Raw genomic sequence first — 19,110 nt, 5'->3', positions numbered from 1 at the left:
ACCAAGATGCTCGCCAGCCGCGCCCGCGGGAAGGTGCGGACGGCCGAGCGGCCGACCGCGGCCGGACGGGAGCGGCGCGAGGTGGTCCAGGCCTTCCTGGCGGCGGCTCGCCGCGGTGACTTCGCGGAGTTGCTGCGGGTACTCGACCCCGAGGTGGAACTGACTGTCGACACCCCGTCCGGCCTGGTCGTCACCCTCGGCGCCACCCGGGTGGCAGCCGGCGCGCAGCTGTCCGCCGGCGCGGCGACGCGGGGGCGCGCGGTGCTCGTCAACGGCCTCCCGGGGATGGTTTCCTGGGGCGAGGACGGCACGCCGGTCTCGGTCCTCGCGTTCACCGTCGTCGACGGCCGGATCACCGGCATCACGGTCGTGATCGACCCGGCCAAGCTCGCGCTGATGAACCTGCCGGATCCGGAGTGAGGCCCCTGCCGGTGCGGGTCGCGCCGCCCGAACGGCCAAGTCCGCGGGTCATGCGCGGTGGGCGTGCGTTCGGCTTGTCGCTAGGAGGCCTTGCTCAGGGCAGGGTCGGTGCGCCAGACGGTGGCCAGTTCGGACAGCGGTACGCCGAGCGCCTCACTGAGCCGGACGATCGTGCCGAACGCAGGCGTCGGCAGCCGGCCGGTCTCGATCTTGCGGAGGGTCTCGGGCGAGATCCCTGCGGCAAGGGCCACTTCGACGGGGTTGCGTCCGGCTCGGGCCGAGCGCAACGCGGCTCCGAGACGTCGGCCCGCCTCGATCTGTTCGGGGGCGAGCGGATAGCGAACCATCCGCACATGCTAGAGCCGCAGGTGGTCGGCGGCAACCACTTCCCTGGTATAAATATACCTGCCAGCCACTCCCGGGAATCGAGGATCGCAGTGATCGAGCACAAGTCTCCCGAAGACATCGAGCGCATGCACGTCACTGGACGGTTCGTCGGCCAGGTGCTGGCTGAACTCGCCGACCTCGCCGCCGTGGGGGTCGACCTGATGGATTTGGAACATCACGCTCGCCGCCGGGTCAAGGAACGCGGCGCCGAGTCGTGCTACTGGGACTACGCGCCCTCGTTCGGCAAGGGCCCGTTCCGCAACGTGGTGTGCCTCTCGGTCAACGATGCCGTGCTGCACGGCCTGCCTCACAGCTACAAGCTGCGTGACGGGGACCTGCTGAGCATGGACATGGCCGTGACCATCGACGGCTGGGCAGCGGACTCCGCCCACTCCGTCGTCGTCGGCACCCCGACCGCCGAGGACCTGCGGCTGATCGAGGCCACCGAGGTCGCGCTGGAAGCCGCGATCAAGGTCGCCCAGCCGGGCAACCGGCTGGGCGACATCTCGGCGGCCATCGGCGCGGTCGCCGCCGAGTACGGCTACCCGGTGAACCTGGAATTCGGCGGCCACGGTATCGGCCGCACGATGCACGAGGATCTGCACATTCCCAACGACGGTCGTCCCGGCCGGGGTTGGAAGCTGCGTCCCGGCCTGACGATCGCCATCGAGCCCTGGTTCGCCGCAGGCACCGACAAGATCGCCTTCGATCCGGACGGCTGGACGATCCGCTCGGCCGACGGCTCACGCACCGCCCACTCCGAGCACACGGTCGCCATCACCGAGACGGGTCCGCTGGTGCTCACCCGGCGCCCTGAGAGCGCCAAGCGCCTCAAGGACCAGCGGGAATCATCGGCGACCGGACACTGACGAGGCTTCATCGAGGGTGAACCCAGGTGGCCGACGACGTCCGACCGCGGTCACCGGCCGCGAGCGGGGCCGAGCCGGGCCGCTGAGGCCGAACCCGGGTCGGGCCCTGCACCCCCTCCGGCCCCGCCTCGGCCCGCTGTCGGCTCAGAGCGGGTTCAGGCGGGCCTTGAGCAGGCAGAACTCATTGCCCTCGGGGTCGGACAGGACATGCCACTGCTCCTCCCCCGTCTGGCCGATGTCGGCAGGGCGCGCGCCGAGCTTCAGGAGGCGTTCGAGTTCGGCGTCCTGATCGCGGTCGGTGGCGTTGACGTCGATGTGCAGCCGGGACTTCCCCGGCTCCGGCTCGTCCCTGCGACTGAGGATGATCGTCGGCTGGGGACCGCCGAACCCTTCACGCGGCCCGATCTCGAAGCAGTCGTCCCCCTCCCGGTCGAGCACGACGAAGTCAAGAACCTCGCACCAGAACCGCGCCAGCGCCTCAGGATCCCGGCAACCGAGGACGAGTTCACTGATGCGACATGCCATGACGAAACCTTTCAGCCCGGGAACCGCCAGGAAGTCACACGAACCGCATGGCCCCCCGACGGCGAGAACCCCGCGACCGTACCGGACGAGGCGAGCACCGGCGAGATGATTTCGGGGCCGCCGCATTTCAGCGGCGGCTGCGGCTGCGGCTGCGGCTGCGGCTGGGGCTGCGGCTGGGGCTGGGGCTGGGGAACTCCAGCAACAGGCCGCCGACCTGGTGCGCAGGGCGAGGGCGCCGTGACGACCAGGCCGGTGATTCCGGCGCACACGAGTCGGGTGCGCCGGGACCGGGGGCGGCCGGCGTGCATGCGATCCGCCTGGGCCGGGCCACGGCTCGTCGCCGCCGGCAGGCCCGCTTCCCCTCGGGGGAGGCGGGCCTGCCCGGATTCACGGCCGGTGGCGACCGAAGGTGATGTAGGCGTAGGTCTCGCCGTCGCGTGGTGCCCTCGTCCAGGAGCGGGTCGTGAAGGTGTGCAGTCTGCCGTGGGTCAGCGCGAAGCGGGGCAGCGAGAGGCCGAGTTCGGTATGCAGGGCCTTCAACACACGTAGTTCGCGGTCGAGTTCGGTGTCCTGCGGGCGGAAGAGCCGTGCGGGGTCGACGGCCTCGGGTAGCGCGCCGGAGCGCTGGACATCCGTACCCCGCACGGTGAACGCGTAGAGCTCCTCGCCTCGTTCGGCCACCGACAGGTGGAACGCGGGCGGGTGGTCGCCCGAGAAGTCCGGGTCGCGCCACACCACCACCGCGCGGCCGGACGGGGAGGCTGCCACGGCCGGAGAGAGGTACCGCTCGTTCAGGTGACGGGGCCGGCCGTCGAAGGCGAAGGCCCATCCTTCGGCGGTGCGCCCGACGGCGACCACGGCCCGGTCCTCCCAGCGTTCCACACCCTCCCGCTCGTGAGGCCTGGATGCATGCCAGGACGCCAGTCGCTGATCCACGGGCGCGCCGAGTGCGGCGCCTTCCTCTCCGATCAGGGCGGGCAGGCCGGCGGGGTCGGTCCCCTCCACCCAGACACAGCGGTAACCCTCGCGCGACCCCCGGTTCGCCGCAGGCTCCGCCAGCCATGCGAGGCCCGGCGGGTCGAGATCGGGCACCGGCTCCGGAGAAGGCCCGCTCTCCCCCGCCCTCGGTGTCGCGAGGATCTCCCGCCCGCGCTCCGGCGTGATCAACGCACCCAGCACCGGATCGGCGAGCAGGCCGATCGGGGCGATCAGCGAGGGGCCGGGAGCCTCCCACGACGAAAGCGCGTCCCTCAGCACCCGCCACGCGGCATCGGTCGCTCCCCAGCGGGCCGACTCCCTGGCCGCGGCGACGGCCCGGCCCCATGGACCGGGAGGCGCGTAACGGTACGTGCCGTCCCGCATCCCGCTCAGTACGGCCTCGACGGTCTCACGGGCGGCCCCGCGGGCGGCCATCATGCCCAGCCAGTGGTCGTCCCCGCCCAGCCGCCATTCGCCGCGGGCCGGCGCCATGGCCTGCACCGGCAGAATCTCGGGCAGATAGCGCGGGTCGGCCACCAGGCTGCCGTACTCCTGGGAGCCGTGCGGAGCCAGCAGATGCCGGAGCTGGTTCAGCAGGACCGCGCTCCGTGGCCGTCCGAAGGACGCCGCTTCCTCGAGAAGGGGCAGGGCCTCCTCGTACCGTCCGCGCAGGGCCAGCAGGCGGGCCTCCTCGACCTGGGCGTCCTGGGCGCGCGTGGTCGCGTTCACGAAGTCGGGTCTCTCCACCCGGTCGCGGTGGAAGCCTCGGTACATGGCCTCCATGTACGCGCGGAACGACGGGTAACGGTCCGGGAATTCACCGCTCCAACCCTTGTAGACGTAGAGCGCCCACTCGCCGTTCTGGTCGGTGTCGCCGGGGTCGAGCAGGGCGTACGACATGTCGGAGTCCGTCTCCAGCCGCAGCGCCCGCTGCCACATCCCGGCCAGCAGGACGTCCTCCTGACGCGGGTTGCCGCCCAGGTTCTCCTCGTACATCGCCGTCATGCCGAACGGATCCCGGAACCAGTCGATGTCCGCGACGCCGCCGAGTTGATAGACCCCGGCCATCTGGTCGACCCGCCACCCGTCACTCACGGCCAGGAACTCCCGGTACGAGGGCGGCAGTCGCCGTCCCAGCCGCTCCTCGGCCGCGGCGATGGCCGCCTCCTTCGCCGCGGGCCTGCCCACACGGACAACGGCCTGCCCGCCGTCCCCGGAACCCCCCTCGTCCTCCGCCTCCGCCTCCGCCTCGTCCTCGTCCTCGTCTGCGCGGGGGACCCACTCCTCCTGCCAACGTCCGAGGAACTCGTGCCAGTTGAAAGACTCGCCACTCATGACCGGATGGTGTCATCCCGCACTGACAACGGGGCCCCGGAGGGCCCCTGTCGTCCCGGCACCGCGTGCCCCGCGGGAGGGGGGCGGGGCACGCGGCCGTAGCGCGCCGTCGAGTGTCAGTTCCCGTACTGGAGTGGGCGGTGGGCCTTGTACTCGCTGCCCGCCGCCAGCCCGTAGGTCAGCGAGCGGTGGGTGGTTCCGTACACACCTCGCTGTTCGTAGGCGGTGTACGAGCGGTGGGCGTCGTCGTTCCACTTCTCGAAGATGACGACGTGGCGGGTGTTGCTGTTGCCGATGGCGTCGATGACGAGGTCACCGGGCTGGAGTTCGCTCATGGGAATGGGGCGGGTGAGCGTGTGGTGGGCGAGCCCCACGGTGGTGGTGCCGGGTGTGGGCAGGCCCAGCGCCATGGAGGCGTAGCCGGAGCAGTCCTGCCGGTAGCCGTCGCGCCAGTACGAGCCCTGGCTGTAGGGCACTGGGCGTCCGTTGTGGGCGGTGAGCCAGGTCGCGGCTCGGTGCAGGGTCTGCTGCCGTGCACCGGGCTGCGGGTCGGGGGACCCGTCCTGTACGGGGACGCCCGGCAGCCGGTCCTCGGGGATGTCCACCGCGACGACGGTGAGGAAGCCGGTGACGGGCTGGGTGATGTGGGCCATGAAGGTGGAGCAGGCACTGCCCTCGCACACCCGGCGCCCGGTGTCGACCTGGTAGTCGGCCGTGATGCGGTCCTGGCCGGGCGAGGCCTGGTTGATCATGCCCACGGCGGGCGAGTCGATGTCCGACGTGGCGTGTACGACCCAGCGTGTCCCCCAGGTGGGGAAGGAGGCGGCTGCCTGCGTGGGGACCGGCTGAACCCGCGTCGTCACGGCGTGCGCGAGGGCCGCCCCGGTGGTCGTCGCATGGGCGGGCACCGCCATGCCGCCGCCTGCGGCAAGACAGGCCAGGGCGAGCGCCGGCAGGAACCGGCATGACAGGGCGGTGCGCGGAGGGGAGGACAGAGACGTGCGGTGGGGGTCGTTGGACATGGAGTTCCCCTTTCTTCGGGGTGCTGGTGGGGTTTCCTGACGGGGCGACGGGCGACGACGGTGTGGTCGTGCGTCGCTGGGCCGGCGCCCTGCCTCAGGTGGCGGTGGGTGCCGCGAGCGGCATGTGTCGCTGCTGACAAGCCGTGCGGGGCCGGAAGCCCGCTCGCGCATCGGGTGTTGTCCGCCAGCGGGCGGCTCGGCCCTGGCGAGGGCGGGCCGCGGTCATCCGATCCGTCACCGCCTTCCGACCGTGCTCAGGGCGTGGTGTCCGGGCGGGCGAGTCGTTCGTCCGCGCGCGAGGCGACGGGCATGCCGCCGGCGGGTCTGCGTCGGGCCGGTGGACGGCTGGGCAACTGGAGAGCCGCCCGGCCGAACGACCGTCGGTGGCCTCCTCCTACGTGAACGGAGGCCACCGACAGTGCGGTGTTTCTCAGCGGTTGGTCCACAGGTTCCAGATCCAGGGCCACAGGGAGCCCTCGGCACACTGGTAGCGGTCCCAGTGCCCGCGCTCGATGCCCTGCTGGCCGGCCGTCTGGCAGCCGCCCAGGGTCATGAACTTGCCGCGGTGGACATCGAGGCTGTCGGCGGCCTGAACCACGGCCGCCTGGAGGGATGCCGCGCCGGGTACCGCGACGGCAGGTGCCGTCGCGCCCAGGCCGAGCCCGACCACGGCGATCGCCGCGAGAGCGGACAGTGCGGTGCGTACACGCATGGTGAAAATCCTTTCGGTAGGAGTGGGAAGGTCGGCCGCCGCGGATTCTGCAGACACGGTCACGACCACCGGTGCGCTCACCCTGGGGGGTGATCTGTTCAGCCGGTACGCCGAGTTTGCGCAGGAAGGTGGGCATGTACAACCAGATCCCGCTTGCTTCACCGATGTCGGGATAAATACAGTCCTGACCTGCTGGGACGTGCCCGTCCCGGGACATGGGACAGCCGACGGGACGCGGCTGCCCCCGCCCTGCAGAGAGGTGTCTCGCGATGACCGGCCAACGACCGGACCACGATCCGGCAGCACGGAAGCTGGGAGACGCGCTGCGCAGCCTGCAGCAGCAGTCGGGGCGCACACTGCGCAGCCTGGAGACCCAGGTCCGGATCAGTGACTCCTCGCTGTCGCGCTACTTCCAAGGGATCACCGTGCCGCCGTGGGCCGTGGTCGCCCAGCTGTGCCACGTACTGGGAGCCGACCCGGTCCAGTACCGGACGCTGTGGGAGGCCGCTGACCGGTCCCAGCCCGCTTTCAGCGACAGAACGCCACTCGTAGCGGCGCCGCAGACTGCCGGGGCATCTTCCGCAGCAGCGCCAGAGCCCGCCGGAACCGGGTCACGCCTCTCGGAACCGGAACCGACACCAGCACCAGCACCAGCACCAGCACCAGCACCAGCCAGCAGTGATGTCTCCGGGGTCCGAAAGCCAGCGGCGTGGATGCGCAGCCGCTGGGCTTTCGCCCTGGCGGGCGTACTGGTGGGTGGCGTCGCCGGCTCGCTGCTCACCGTGCTCGTCGGGGTTCCTGGATCCGCTCCCGCGCAACGGGCGTCAGAGACCGGGGCGTCGGGGCCCGGCAACCGGCCCGGACGGTCGGATCTCGTTCAGCCGTTCATCAACAGGGCCACGGGGCGCTGCCTGGACCACAGCCTGGATCACGGACTGCGCACCTTCGCGTGCAACGGCCTGAGCTATCAGCGGTGGACGGTGCAGGCGCTGCCCGACGGCACCCACCACCTGAGAAACCATGCCACCGGAGCCTGCCTGCACGACCAGGGCACCAAGGTGCGCACGGGCGCCTGTGACAGCACGACCTCAGGCAAGTGGAGCGTCAGGACTTTGGCCGACGAGTCGGCATCACTCTCCAACGAAGCGACCGGGTCCTGCCTGGAGGACAGCACCTCCGGATTGCGCGCCGCTCCGTGCAAGGACACCGACCGGCACAAGTGGGGGTAGCGGTGACCGTGGGGCCGGGACAGAGGCCCGCGCCGAGCCGGTCCGAGAGCGATGAGTCCTGGCACGGTCGCCGGTCTGTACTTCCATCACCCGATCCACCTCACATTTCACATTGAGGAGAGCCTCATGACCGCCACCTACACCTTCGACGTCTTCTCCAGCCTCGACGGATTCGGCGCCGTCGGCGGCGACTGGACCGGCTACTGGGGCAAGCAGGGCCCCGAACTCCTCGACCACCGCCTCGCCCTGTACCGGGAGGCGCAGCGGATGGTCCTCGGGGCCAATACGTATCGGGCGTTCGCCCGGATGCTGGCGTCGAGCACCGAGGAGTCCGAGGTGCGTGATGCCTGGGTCACGCGGATGAGGAGTCTGCCGGCGACGGTCGTGTCGAGCACGCTGGAAGAACCCCTCGACTGGCCGGATGCGAAGGTCGTGAGCGGCGATGCCGTGGACGTCGTGGCTCGGCTCAAGGAGGAGTCCGACGTACCGTTGCGCTCGCACGGCAGCCTGTCGATGAACCGGGCGCTGATGGCCGCCGGTCTCGTCGACCGCGTCCAGGTGACGCTGTTCCCCGTGATCACCGGTCGGACGGGACTGGACCCGATCTTCCAGGGTGCGGCCGATTTCGACCTCGAGCTGATCGAGCACCACACCCTCGACGGTCACATCCAGGAACTCACCTACCGGCCCACGCCGCATGTCTGAGTCCGCGGCACGCACGTAAGACAGCCGGTCTGGCGATCACTGCGATGCCGGACCTGCTCCGACAGTCAACCGACCGCCGCTGAAGGACAGATCCGCCGTGTACATCATGCGCCGGGAGCGGTCGGCGCTCCAGCCGTGGAAGACGATCCTGTCCCGGCCGTCCGCACCGGTGACCACGTCCTGACCGCCGGGTCCGCGCACACTCCCCGAGAGGGTGTCCGTCGTCATCAACGGTGCGGGCGCCTTGATGTACGGGCCCGTGAGGTGGTCCGCCACCGCGTACCCGATGCCGTAGGCATCCGTGTGGTACGGCCCGCCCGAGTACAGCAGCACATACTGCCGACCGCGTTTGATCAGCGTGGGTGCCTCCACCACGTCGCCTTCCCACTCGCGATCCTGCGTCAACAGCCGTACCGGCTCGCCCTCCAGACGGGTGCCGTCCGCGGAGACGGACTGCAGGTGCAGCCAGGTCCGGACGCCGCAACAGTTCCCGTCGTTCTTCCACACCACGTACCGACGCCCGTCCTCGCTGTAACTCGCCGCGTCGATGGCGCCTCCCTGCTCGAGGGGACAGATCAGGGGCCCCTCACCCACGGGTCGAAACGGACCCTGCGGCGCGCTCGACAGGGCGACGCCGATGCACTGCCGTCCGCCGGCGCGGTGACGCGCCGTGTAATACAGGGTGAAGCCGGGGCCGTTGTCGAACACTTCCGGCGCCCATACCCGCGGCTCGGCCGGATCGACCCATGCACCCGGCACCGGCAGTGCGTCGCGGGTGGCAGCCGACCAGCGCACCAGATCCCTCGATGTGGCCCGCTGCACGTGCTTGCCGTTCCCGCTGGTGGCATAGGCGTGGAACACGCCCTGCGCGCTCACCACGTCCGGATCAGGGAAGTTCGTGTCCAGAACCGGCCCGCTCACGGCCGTCCCGGCGTACGCGGGCGAGAAGCAGACCGCAGCCGCGGCGGTGAACACCACAACGCGGTGCAGCCAGCGCCGCAGGACATCGCTCACCATGGGACCTGTCCCTCCTGGAAGCGCCGCCGAGCGGCGTGCCCGAAACGATCGACGCCTCGCAGAGAGACAAACGACGTACGCGCCCTCGCGTTGCGCCCAAGGACCCGGACCGCCCTCGGCTCCGCCCCTGCCCCGCGGCGACTCGGGACGGTCCCGAGCCTCCGCCGATCCGGGAGCGGTGCGAGGGTGTGGCGTCTCGTCAGCGGACGACGTCGAAGACGTTCTTCTGGAGGCCGTTGGCGTAGGCCTCGTGCTCGACCAGCTTGAGCTTCTGGGTGTCCTTGTCCGACGTGCTGAACAGGCGCTTGCCCGCGCCCAGCAGGAGCGGGAAGACGAGCAGGTGGTAACGGTCGATCAGGCCGGCGTCGGAGAGGCCCTGGTTCAGGGCGGCGCTGCCGTGGACGATGATCGGGCCGCCCTCGGTCTCCTTCAACGCGGCGACGTCGTCGAGGGAGCGCAGGATCGTGGTCTCGCCCCAGTTCGCCACCAGGTCGTCCTCGGTGAGGGTGGTGGAGACGACGTACTTCGGCATCACCTTGTAGTCGGCGAAGTCCTCCATGTCCGGCCACACCGGGCTGAACGCCTGATAGCTGGTCCGGCCCAGCAACATCGCGGTGGCTTCCTTCTGCTCCCGGCCCTTGATGTCGAACGCCTCGGGGAGGAACTCGATGTCCTTGAAGGTCCATCCGGAGTTCCGGTAACCGGGCTCGCCGCCCGGGGCCTCCACGACGCCGTCGAGTGAGACGAATGCGGTGCTGATCAGGGTGCGCATCTCGGGTTCCTCGGTATCTCGTGATCTCGTGACAGGTTCTCAGCAGTTCGGCAGGTGCGGGATCGGTCCGCTCTCGCGGCTCTCGCGCACCAGTCGTGATCTCTGACCGCGGAGCGCCGTGAAACTCATCGGTCGCGATCCTCTTTCGGTCGCTCGCTCCGGCTGCCGCCCTACTGCGGCTTGGTCGCGATCTGGATCAGGTTTCCGCAGGTGTCGTCGAAGACGGCGGTGGTGACGGGGCCCATCTCCAGGGGCTCCTGGATGAAGCGGACGCCGAGGCCACGCAGCCGCTCGTATTCCGCCGTCACGTCGTCGACGGCGAACTGGGCGAGCGGGATGCCGTCACCGGCGAGCGCGTCACGGTAGGCCTTGACGGCCGGGTGACCGGCGGGTTCGAGCAGGAGTTCGGTGCCGTCGGGCTCGTCGGGCGATACGACGGTCAGCCACCGGTCCTTCTCCCCCACCGGCACGTCGTGCTTCTTCACGAAGCCGAGGATCTCGGTGTAGAAGTGCTCGGCCTTGGCCTGGTCGTCGACGAAGACGCTGGTCAGGTGGATCTTCATGGGGTGCTCTCCTGCGGTCCGGATGCGTGGGGCACGTGCCAGCGCTCGGCGATCTGGCGGAGCGGGGCCGTGTTGAGGTCGTGGAATTTGTAGCGGCCCTCTCGCCTGGTCTCGACGAGCCCGGCGGCCTCCAGCACGGCGAGGTGCTGGGAGACGCCCTGGCGCGAGATGCCCAGCTGATGCTTCATGCTCAGCCGTGAGCAGATCTCGAAGAGGGTCTGCCCGGATTTCTCCGTCAGCTCGTCGAGGATGGTCCGGCGGGTGGGGTCGGCCAAGGCTTTGAACACGTCGTCGGCCACCACTCCAGCATAGGCAACCATTCACTTGCCTATCAAGTCGAAGCAGCGCCCACGGCGAGTCGGTGCCCACGCACACCGGTCGACCCGCCGACCCGTCGGCCCGTCGGCCCCTCGACCCGTCGGCGATGCGGTGCCACGGCCGGCGGCCGGTCGTGGCACCGACCGGCCGTCGGCCGCGTCACCGTTTCCGCCGGCGCCTACCGGCGGTTCATGTCAGTGGCCGGATGTGGATGTTGCGGAATCGCACCTTGTTGCCGTGGTCCTGCAAACGGATCGCGCCCGCCGCAGGGGTCTCGGACCGGCCCGAGGCGGTGGGTCCGTCGAGGGCGATGTCGTCGTGCACCTTCGTGCCGTTCCACACGACCGTCAGCCGGGCGTCGGCGGTCTTGCGGCCTTCGCCGTCGTAGCGGGCGGCGCGGAAGACGATGTCGTACGTCTGCCAGGTCTCCGGGGGCGCTGCCGCGTTCACGTCGGGCGGCTTCTTCAGGTAGACCGCCCCGGCCTCGTTGGTGTCCGGGGAGGTGTCACCGTAGGAGTCGAGGATCTGCAGCTCGTAGCGGTCCTGGAGGAAGATGCCGCTGTTGCCGCGGTCCTGTCCGGTCACGTCCGGAGGCAGGAGCGGGACACGGAACTCGACGTGCAGGGCGAAGTCCTGGTAGGCGTCCTTGGTGCGGAGGTCGCCGCAGCACACCTCCATCGAGGCCTCTTCGGTGAGCGGCCAGGCCGCTCGCCGTCCGTCCGTGTGCTGCCACTGGGCCTGCGAGGCGGCGGTGCCGTCGAAGAGGGTGACGGCGGCGCCCTGGGGGTGCACGGTGATCAGGTCGAGGTTGACGTGTCCGGTGTCGCCGGGGTCGTAGCGGTAGGAGACCGTGTTGGGGCCGGCTCGCAGGGTCAGGCGTTCCGTCCGGGTCGACCAGGTGTCCCAGTCCCCGGTGGAGGGGAGCTGCGTCTGCCGCACCTTCTCCCCGTTGGCGTGGAGGGAGAGGGACTTGGTTCCCTGGAACGGGTTCGGGCCGTTGGAGTAGCGCAGGTTCACGTCGTAGGTGCCCGCCTTGGGGACCGTGACGTCGAACGTCGTGCCCGCCTTGCCCTCGGTCGCGTAGCGGTCGACGAAGCCGCTGCCGGAGTAGCCGATGTGGTCGGTGTTGATGCCCGCCCTGCCGGTGAGGCGGGCTTCCTCCGCCTCGTAGAGCGTCGCGGGAGGCGGCTGCTTGCCGGGCATGGCGTTGAGCGTGTACCAGGCTTCGGTGCTCCACAGCGTCTCGCCGGAGGCGGCGGCGAAGGGCCGCGGCGAGCGCAGATGGACCACGTGGCCGGCCTTCAGGCCGTCCAGGCGGAGCCGGACGGTCCGGCCGTCCTCGGAGAGGGTCGCAGCGCGTACGGCGAGCCGCTGTTCGGCGATCTTGGGTCCGCCGTAGTCGGCCGTCGGCGTGTAGCGCCACTGCTCGGCCCGGTAGCGGCCGGCGAGATCCGTGGCGGTCTCGGCGGACAGCGGCTGGGTGTACGTCAGGTCGAAGCCGTCCGGTACGGCTCGCATGGTCTGGATGTCGAAGGTGTCGCCGCCGTTGGGGGCCAGCTTCTGCAGGCCGAACCTGAGCTTGCCCTCCTGGCCCCAGTTGCCGTCGGCGCCCAGGCCGCCGGCGTAGATCGCCCCGTCCGGCCCCATGGAGAGGCGGTTGACCCCGGCCTCCAGGCCCTGTGTGTAGCGGAAGACGGCGCCCTGGTACTCGCCCTTGACCTTCTCCAGGTAGGCGCGTTGCAGCCCTCCGTAGGTGACGTCACCGATGAGCATCTGGCCGGCGAACCGGCCCTCCGTCAGGTACAGGGGGGTGGAGGGTGAGTTGGCGATCTCGTTCTGCGGGAGCCACAGCACCGGCTGGGTGACGGGGGTGTCCTCGAAGGGGCCGGAGGGCTCGGTGTAGTGGTTGAAGAAGCGGTCCTGCTTGATCTGGACCAGCTTGGAGGAGGGCAGCCATCCGCCCTGGTTGTCGGTGGTGAACAGACCGCCGCCCGGACCCCAGCCGATCCCGTTGGGGGTGCGGAGGCCTCCGGCGACGGGGCTGATCCGGCCCGTCTTCGCGTTCACCTTGTACGTGGTTCCTCGGCCGGGTGCCGGCTGCGGTGTGGTGGTCGCGCCGCCGAGGTCGATGGCGACGGAGAGGTTCACGTAGAAGTAGCCGTCGCGGTGGAGGAGGCCGAACGCGAACTCGTGGAAGTTCCCTCCGTAGGGCCAGGTGGCGACCGTACGGTACTCGTCGGTCACCTCGTCGCCGTCCCGGTCGACCAGCCGGGTCAGTTCGTGCTTCTGCGAGACGTACAGGGCGCCGTCGACGTACTTGATGCCCATCGGTTCGCGCAGCCCGCTCGCCACCTTCTTCACGGTGACCTGGTCGCGGCTGGTCGCGCCGGTGACGTGATCGAGCAGGTAGACCTCTCCGGCCACCTTGTCGCTGCCACCCCACGTGCTGATGGCGAGACGCCCGTCGGGCAGCCAGTCCATGCCGCTGACCTGCGGCTGGAAACCCTCGGGCCGCAGGTCGGTGAGGGTGAGGTCGGGGCGTACGGAGGTGAGCGGGAGCCCGTCGCCCGGGGTGTCGCCGCTCGCCTCGCAGTCCTTGCGCCCCGGCGCCGTCACCCGGACGACACCGGCGTCGGTGCTGAGGGCCTCGCGCGGTACGGCGGTGAAGCCGTCGGCGCCCGGCGGCTTCCAGGAGAGCCGCAGTTGCTGGCCGCCGTCGCGCTCGAAGTGGTCGATCTTCAGGGGGTGCGGACCGGCGGCGAGGTGGACGGTGCCGTCCTTCGGTTCGGCGCCGTGGAGTCCGTCGTGGTCGATCACGGTGGCGCTGTCGAGGGCCAGCCGTGAGCCGTCGTCGCTGGTGAGCCGGAGCGTGTAGGACCCGTCGACCGGGGCGACCAGGTATCCGGTGGCCTCCGTGACGAAGTGGTCGTCGAAGCCTCCGAAGTCGGTGGTCGTGGACCAGTCGATCGTCGGCATGAGTTTGTCGTGGTTGGGAGTCTGTCCCGGTTTGAGGGTGCAGAGCTCGTTGAGCGGTGTCTGCACGTCATACACGCGCAGCGTGACTCCGGGCTCCTGTGCGGGGATGTCGGCGGAGGCGGTGGTGGGCATGGTGGCAGCGGGAGCGGTGGCGGCGGGCACGGTTGCGGTCGGCACGGCGGTGGGCACGGTGGCGGTCGCCGTCGGGGCGCCCAGGGCGCCGGCGGCGAAGGCGGCCGACGTCAGCAGCGGGATGAGGTGTCTTCGGGCCCGGGGGAACAGGCGTTGGCGCATTGGTCCTCCTGCACTGGGGACCGGACCGTGCCGGATGTCGCTCCGGTCTTCCGCGGTATGGGCTGCGGGTTCCGCCGCAAAGCTAAGGGGCTTCCGCTTGTCATGTCCATACTTTGTCATCGATGCGGTCAAAGTCCTCGACGCCGGCCGGGCCGCAACCGGCGTCCCGTCGGGCTGTCCATCGCCGCAATGGGCCAGGCAGGTCAACTCACCTTTCCGGCCGGGCCTGTTGCGCGGTCGGTGATCCCGGACGCCGACGACCGAGGATCGGTGGAGTGCGGCGCTCTCGTGAACGGCCAGTGGGGCGGACGGAGCCTTCCCACGTAGGGACCGGAAGCCGGGGCATCCCGCTGCCGGCGCCGCCCGGCTCCGCGGCTGGCAGAGGCCTCGGCCGACGGTTCCGTACCCTGGTGGCATGCGCATGCGCCCCACTCTGAGCTGGACCCCCGCCGATGATCTGCCGCCGGGCACCACGGACCTGGGGCCGGTCGTCGATGCCCTGAGCACGGGCGGCGTGCTGGTGCTCAGCGGGGCGGGCATCTCCACGGAGTCGGGCATCCCCGACTACCGGGGCGAGGGCGGAAGCCTGAGCCGGCACACTCCGATGACCTACCAGGACTTCACCGCCGGCCCCCAGGCCCGGCGCCGGTACTGGGCGCGCAGCCACCTCGGCTGGCGCACCTTCGGCCGCGCCCGCCCCAACGCCGGGCACCGGGCGGTGGCCGCGTTCGGGCGGCACGGCCTGCTCTCGGGCGTGATCACCCAGAACGTCGACGGCCTGCACGACGCCGCAGGCAGCGAGGGCGTCGTCGACCTGCACGGCAGCCTGGCCCGGGTCGTCTGCCTCTCCTGCGGTGCCGTCACCTCACGCGGCGAACTGGCACGGCGGCTGGAGGAGGCCAACGCGGGCTTCGAACCGGTGGCCGCCGGAATCAACCCGGACGGTGACGCCGACCTCACGGACGAACAGGTCGGGGACTTCGCCGTGGTCTCCTGCACGGTCTGTGACGGCATCCTCAAGCCCGACGTGGTGTTCTTCGGCGAGGCCGTCCCGCCGCAGCGGGTCGAGCGATGCCGTGAGCTGGTCCGGGAGGCAGCCTCGCTGCTCGTCCTGGGCTCCTCGCTGACGGTGATGTCCGGACTCCGGTTCGTCCGCCAGGCCGCCGAAGCCGGAAAGCCGGTGCTGATCGTCAACCGCGACCCGACCCGGGGCGACCCGCACGCCGTCACCCGGGTCGCGCTCCCACTGGGAACGGCCCTCACCACCATGGCCGGCCGGCTCGGTGTCACCGTCGACGACGACACGACGGCGGCGGCGCGGGACGGCGCGTGACGCGCGACACGGCCGACGCAAATGCGGTTGCCCGGACGCAGGGTGGGCGTGACAGGCTTGCGCGGTGACGTCCGAGCCCGCCATGGCCCCGCGTTGTAGGTGTACTCGCCGATGAGGGAGAGCGCTATGGAACCGTCGGAACTCCGCCGTGCGGTCGAGGCAGGACGTGCGACCGCTTCGGAACTGGGGCTCCAGGTCGACGATGTGGTCGTTGTCCACAACTCTGACCGCGTCGCACTGCGCCTGATTCCTTGCGGTGTTCTGGCTCGGGTGGCACCTGTGGGGCAGGTGGCCGACTCCGAGTTCGAGGTCGAGGTTGCTCACCGTCTCGTGGACGTCGGCGCTCCTGTGGCCGAGCCGGACCCCCGGGCCGGGTCCCGAGTCCATGTGCGCGATGCCTTCGCCGTCTCGCTCTGGACCTACTACGAGTCCGTGGGTGCGGAGATCGCGCCGGCCGACTACGCGGACGTACTCCTGCGGCAGCATGCCGCCTTGCGGCGGATCGATGTGCAGGCACCGCACTTCACCGACCGGGCCGCCGTGGCGTTGAGAGAGGTGAACGACCGGGAGCGGTCCCCCGAGCTGCCCGACCCTGACCGGGCACTCCTCATTGACACACTGGGTGGCCTGAGCGCCGCGATCAGTACAAGCAGAGCCAACGACCAGTTGTTGCACGGCGAGCCGCATCCGGGCAACCTCCTCAACACCAGGAGAGGGCCGCTGTTCGTCGACCTCGCCACGTGCTGCCGTGGGCCGGTCGAGTTCGACCTCGCCCATGCGCCCGAAGAAGTCGGAAAACACTACGCGGGTGCCGACGACGGCCTGCTTCACCGGTGCCGCGCCCTGAACTGGGCCATGTTCTCGGCCTGGCGCTGGCGCCGAGGTGACCAGATGCCTGACCGGGATCACTGGAGAGCGGAGGGGCTCCACCAGGTGCGCGCCGCGCTCGATCGCTGCGGGCAGGGCTGAGCCGAGGTGGATGGGCTGCTGGGTTCGGCTCCGCTGCGCCGTGTGCGGCGTCCCGACACGTGCGGCGGTCGAACTCGGCCGGTGGGGAGGACATCTCGTCCCCGCGCCCACCGCGGACAACCCGTCAGACGCTCGTTCAGTCACGTGATCGGCCCGGTACGTCATGGGAGGTGACGGCGGGCGCGGGCTGTGAGGCGCGGGCCACGACGAAGAGGAAGACCCCGCATCCCGACACGAGCAGCCAGCCCGGACGCGACGCGGCGGCGAAGCCGGAAGGGTCGGTGCCCGCGACCAGTCCCCCCGCCACGGCGATGCCGACCGCCGCACCGACTTGGCGGGCGGTGGAGGTGATCGCCCCTGCCACACCGGCACGGGACGACGGCAGACCGCTGACCGCCGTATTGGTGAGGGGCGCGTTGGCGAAGCCGAACCCGACGCCGATCAGCAGGTGGGCGAGGAGGATCAGCGGCACGCTCGTGTGCTGGCCCAGGTTCGTCAGGCACAGTCCGCCGGCCGTCGTGAACGCGCCCGCGAGGATCAGCGGGCGTCGCGGTCCGAGACGCGCCACCAGACTGCCGGACCAGGGCGCGCACAGGGTGGCGCCGACTGCCATGGGCAGGGTGGCGGCACCGGACTCGAGCGGGGTCCAGCCTCGGGTGTGCTGAAGGTAGAGGGTGTTGAGCAGCAGACTGACGTTCAGCGCGACGAATACCGCCGTGGCTCCGAGCACCGCCGTGGCGAAGGGTGGCCGGCGGAAGAGGCCGAGGTCCATCAGGGGGTCCTCGCGCCGCGGCTCGACCAGGACGAATCCGGTCGCCGCGGCCGTGACCAGGGCGTAGCCGGCGAGGGCCGCGGGCGAGGTCCAACCGATACGGGGGCCTTCGATGAGAACGCCGACGACGAGGCAGATCAGCGCGGTGAGGAGCACCTGGCCGGGAAGGTCGAGCCGCCAGGCGCGCGCCGCACGGGACTCCGGCACGAACACGGCCACCAGGACGAGGGCCATGACGACGACCGGCACGTTGATCCAGAACACCGAACGCCAGCCGAAGGCGGCGATCAGCGCACCGCCGGTGACCGGGCCCGCCGCCATGCTCAGCCCGAAGACGGACGCCCATACGCCGATCGCCCGTGCCCTCTCCCGCGGGTCGGGCATCGCGTTCACCACGATCGCCAGGGCCACCGGACTGAGCATCGACGCTCCGATGCCCTGTACGGCCCTTGCTGCGACGAGGACGCCCAGCGACGGGGCCAGGGCGCACGCGAGAGAGGCCAGGCCGAAGACGAGCAGTCCGCACCGGAACACCCGGCGGCGACCCCACCGGTCCGCGAGCGCGCCGGAGACGACGAGGAGGCTGGCCAGGACCACGGTGTACGCGTCGACGACCCATTCCAGGCCGTGGGTGCCCACTGCGAGGCCGTGTCCGATCTCCGGCAGGCCGACGTTGACGATGGTGGTGTCCACGCCCACCAGGAACATGCTGAGCGCACAGACGGCCAGGATCGACCAGCGCCGGCGTGCGTCGGGTGGGGAGGGCGGAGCGGCCAGGGACGTTCTGAGCACGGGAGGGGCCCTTTCTCTGCGGATCGGCTGCGCTCAGACTCGGTGCGGGAGCGGGCCCAGGCCCAGAAGTTTTGCGGAGACCGCAAAATGGCCGTATGGACGCCGAACTCGCCGAACTCCTCGACAGCATCGGGCCACGGCTGCGCACGCTGCGGCGCGGCCGGGGCCTCACCCTCGAGGCTCTCGCGGAGGACACCGGTATCTCCGTGAGCACGCTCTCGCGTCTCGAATCGGGCCGGCGGCGCCCGACGCTCGACCTCCTCATCCCGCTCGCCCGCGCCCATCGCGTCGCACTGGACCAGTTGGTGGCGGCGCCGGCCACCGGCGATCCCCGCGTCCACCTCACCCCCCGCAGCCGGGAACGGGGAAGCATCCTCGTCCCGCTCACGCAGTACCCGGGCCGCGTCCAGGTCTTCAAACAGGTACTCGCACACCGCGAACCGAAGCTGGTGACCCACTCCGGCTACGAATGGCTCTACGTCCTCGCCGGCGAGCTGCGTCTCGTCCTCGGGACGAGCGACACGATCCTCCGGCCGGGCGAGGTGGCCGAGTTCGACACCGGCACACCGCACTGGTTCGGCCCCGCCCACGCCGAAGCGGTGGAGATCCTGCACCTGTTCGGCCCCCACGGCGACCAGGCCGTCAACCGCACACATCCGCCCGGCCCGGAAGCAGCCGGATGACGAAGGCTCGCCGACGGCTGCCGACGACAACTGCCGCGCATCCGGCGGGCATTCACCGGAGAGGGATCGCACCGGCTCAAGCCCCGGTCGACGTGCTGCTGCACAGCTCGCGGACGCGCAGCACGGCGGTCGGCATCGAGAGGGTGAACGCGCCGCGGGTTCTCCAGTCTGCTCACGGGGTACGGGCGAATCCGCCCCAGCGTGGCTTCTCGTTCCCATTCCCGCATGACCAGCGTTCGCGGACACCGATCGCCGTCCCGTGCGGCGTGCGAACGGGCACGGTGTGCCCATACCTGCGGCGCGGCGCTGCCGGTGACACCGCAGACGCGGGCGAAGGCAGGAACGAAGTCCCGGCATGGTCTGTCCTGCGCGTCAGGCCCGCGCCGGCACCGCGAGCCGGTCAGCGTCCGCCGCCCCACCGGTCGTACCAGCACCGCGC

At 70.6% G+C, this 19,110-nt stretch carries 18 protein-coding genes; 7 read left to right on the top strand and 11 right to left on the bottom strand.

Features of this window, described 5'->3' with window-relative positions; genetic code table 11:
- The coding region (locus tag BZL64_RS13390) for a sigma-70 family RNA polymerase sigma factor family protein (RefSeq protein WP_483025099.1) at window positions 1-420 on the top strand (420 nt) is incomplete at its 5' end.
- Between the two features lie 80 nt (window positions 421-500).
- On the opposite strand, the gene BZL64_RS13385 is transcribed toward BZL64_RS13390, so the two are convergent.
- Window positions 501-767 carry a helix-turn-helix domain-containing protein gene (locus BZL64_RS13385; protein WP_086769401.1) on the bottom strand — a complete coding sequence of 89 codons (267 nt, stop codon included), beginning with the start codon at window positions 765-767 and terminating at the stop codon, window positions 501-503.
- 90 nt (window positions 768-857) lie between these two features.
- On the opposite strand from BZL64_RS13385, the gene map reads away from it, so the two are divergent.
- Window positions 858-1,676, top strand: a complete 819-nt coding sequence (map, locus tag BZL64_RS13380; RefSeq protein ID WP_086769393.1) for a type I methionyl aminopeptidase — start codon at window positions 858-860, stop codon at window positions 1,674-1,676.
- A gap of 144 nt (window positions 1,677-1,820) precedes the next feature.
- Here the strand turns inward: map and BZL64_RS13375 are convergent, their stop codons facing one another.
- The 4 genes from BZL64_RS13375 to BZL64_RS13355 all read right to left on the bottom strand — a co-directional run bounded on the left by BZL64_RS13375 (window position 1,821) and on the right by BZL64_RS13355 (window position 6,248).
- Window positions 1,821-2,201, bottom strand: coding sequence for a VOC family protein (locus BZL64_RS13375; protein ID WP_086769391.1), 381 nt, complete (start codon window positions 2,199-2,201; stop codon window positions 1,821-1,823).
- 387 nt (window positions 2,202-2,588) lie between these two features.
- The gene (locus BZL64_RS13365; protein WP_086769387.1) at window positions 2,589-4,514 is read right to left on the bottom strand and encodes an SMI1/KNR4 family protein; all 1,926 of its coding nucleotides are present in this window, start codon (window positions 4,512-4,514) and stop codon (window positions 2,589-2,591) included.
- 116 nt (window positions 4,515-4,630) lie between these two features.
- The gene (locus BZL64_RS13360; RefSeq protein ID WP_086769385.1) at window positions 4,631-5,536 is read right to left on the bottom strand and encodes a C40 family peptidase; all 906 of its coding nucleotides are present in this window, start codon (window positions 5,534-5,536) and stop codon (window positions 4,631-4,633) included.
- Window positions 5,537-5,966: 430 nt separating this feature from the next.
- Window positions 5,967-6,248, bottom strand: coding sequence for a hypothetical protein (locus tag BZL64_RS13355; protein ID WP_086769383.1), 282 nt, complete (start codon window positions 6,246-6,248; stop codon window positions 5,967-5,969).
- Window positions 6,249-6,517: 269 nt separating this feature from the next.
- Here BZL64_RS13355 and BZL64_RS13350 point away from each other — a divergent pair, with 269 nt between their 5' ends.
- Together BZL64_RS13350 and BZL64_RS13345 are read left to right on the top strand one after the other, a co-directional pair.
- Window positions 6,518-7,477, top strand: a complete 960-nt coding sequence (locus tag BZL64_RS13350; RefSeq protein ID WP_086769380.1) for a helix-turn-helix domain-containing protein — start codon at window positions 6,518-6,520, stop codon at window positions 7,475-7,477.
- Window positions 7,478-7,603: 126 nt separating this feature from the next.
- Window positions 7,604-8,182: a dihydrofolate reductase family protein gene (locus BZL64_RS13345; protein WP_086769378.1), complete on the top strand. Its 579-nt coding sequence runs from the start codon at window positions 7,604-7,606 to the stop codon at window positions 8,180-8,182.
- Window positions 8,183-8,218: 36 nt separating this feature from the next.
- Here BZL64_RS13345 and BZL64_RS13340 read toward each other — a convergent pair whose 3' ends face one another.
- The 5 genes from BZL64_RS13340 to BZL64_RS13320 all read right to left on the bottom strand — a co-directional run bounded on the left by BZL64_RS13340 (window position 8,219) and on the right by BZL64_RS13320 (window position 14,122).
- Entirely contained in the window at window positions 8,219-9,199 is a 981-nt protein-coding gene (locus BZL64_RS13340) for a glycoside hydrolase family 43 protein (RefSeq protein WP_086769376.1), read from the bottom strand.
- 199 nt (window positions 9,200-9,398) lie between these two features.
- Complete coding sequence (locus BZL64_RS13335) at window positions 9,399-9,971, bottom strand: dihydrofolate reductase family protein (protein WP_086769374.1); 573 nt, start codon at window positions 9,969-9,971, stop codon at window positions 9,399-9,401.
- A gap of 170 nt (window positions 9,972-10,141) precedes the next feature.
- Window positions 10,142-10,534: a VOC family protein gene (locus tag BZL64_RS13330; RefSeq protein ID WP_086769372.1), complete on the bottom strand. Its 393-nt coding sequence runs from the start codon at window positions 10,532-10,534 to the stop codon at window positions 10,142-10,144.
- Entirely contained in the window at window positions 10,531-10,833 is a 303-nt protein-coding gene (locus BZL64_RS13325) for an ArsR/SmtB family transcription factor (protein ID WP_208639433.1), read from the bottom strand. The genes BZL64_RS13330 and BZL64_RS13325 overlap by 4 nt, the downstream gene beginning before the upstream one ends.
- Window positions 10,834-11,041: 208 nt before the next feature.
- Window positions 11,042-14,122, bottom strand: a complete 3,081-nt coding sequence (locus BZL64_RS13320; RefSeq protein ID WP_086769368.1) for a 3-keto-alpha-glucoside-1,2-lyase-like domain-containing protein — start codon at window positions 14,120-14,122, stop codon at window positions 11,042-11,044.
- A gap of 415 nt (window positions 14,123-14,537) precedes the next feature.
- On the opposite strand from BZL64_RS13320, the gene BZL64_RS13315 reads away from it, so the two are divergent.
- Both BZL64_RS13315 and BZL64_RS13310 read left to right on the top strand, forming a co-directional pair.
- Window positions 14,538-15,455, top strand: a complete 918-nt coding sequence (locus tag BZL64_RS13315) for an NAD-dependent protein deacetylase (protein WP_086769367.1) — start codon at window positions 14,538-14,540, stop codon at window positions 15,453-15,455.
- Window positions 15,456-15,581: 126 nt separating this feature from the next.
- On the top strand, window positions 15,582-16,424 hold the full coding sequence (locus BZL64_RS13310) for a phosphotransferase (protein ID WP_086769399.1): 843 nt from the start codon (window positions 15,582-15,584) through the stop codon (window positions 16,422-16,424).
- Window positions 16,425-16,560: 136 nt separating this feature from the next.
- On the opposite strand, the gene BZL64_RS13305 is transcribed toward BZL64_RS13310, so the two are convergent.
- Entirely contained in the window at window positions 16,561-17,988 is a 1,428-nt protein-coding gene (locus BZL64_RS13305) for an MFS transporter (RefSeq protein ID WP_143663118.1), read from the bottom strand.
- 95 nt (window positions 17,989-18,083) lie between these two features.
- Between BZL64_RS13305 and BZL64_RS13300 the strand changes: the two genes are divergently transcribed.
- Window positions 18,084-18,671: a helix-turn-helix domain-containing protein gene (locus tag BZL64_RS13300; protein ID WP_086769365.1), complete on the top strand. Its 588-nt coding sequence runs from the start codon at window positions 18,084-18,086 to the stop codon at window positions 18,669-18,671.
- The last annotated feature ends 439 nt before the right edge of the window (window positions 18,672-19,110 follow it).

Origin of the sequence: Streptomyces bobili (assembly GCF_002154575.1) — a bacterium.
Lineage (GTDB): Bacteria > Actinomycetota > Actinomycetes > Streptomycetales > Streptomycetaceae > Streptomyces > Streptomyces bobili.
Note: the sequence above shows the minus strand (reverse complement) of the source record. Positions and strands in the feature narration are given on the sequence as shown.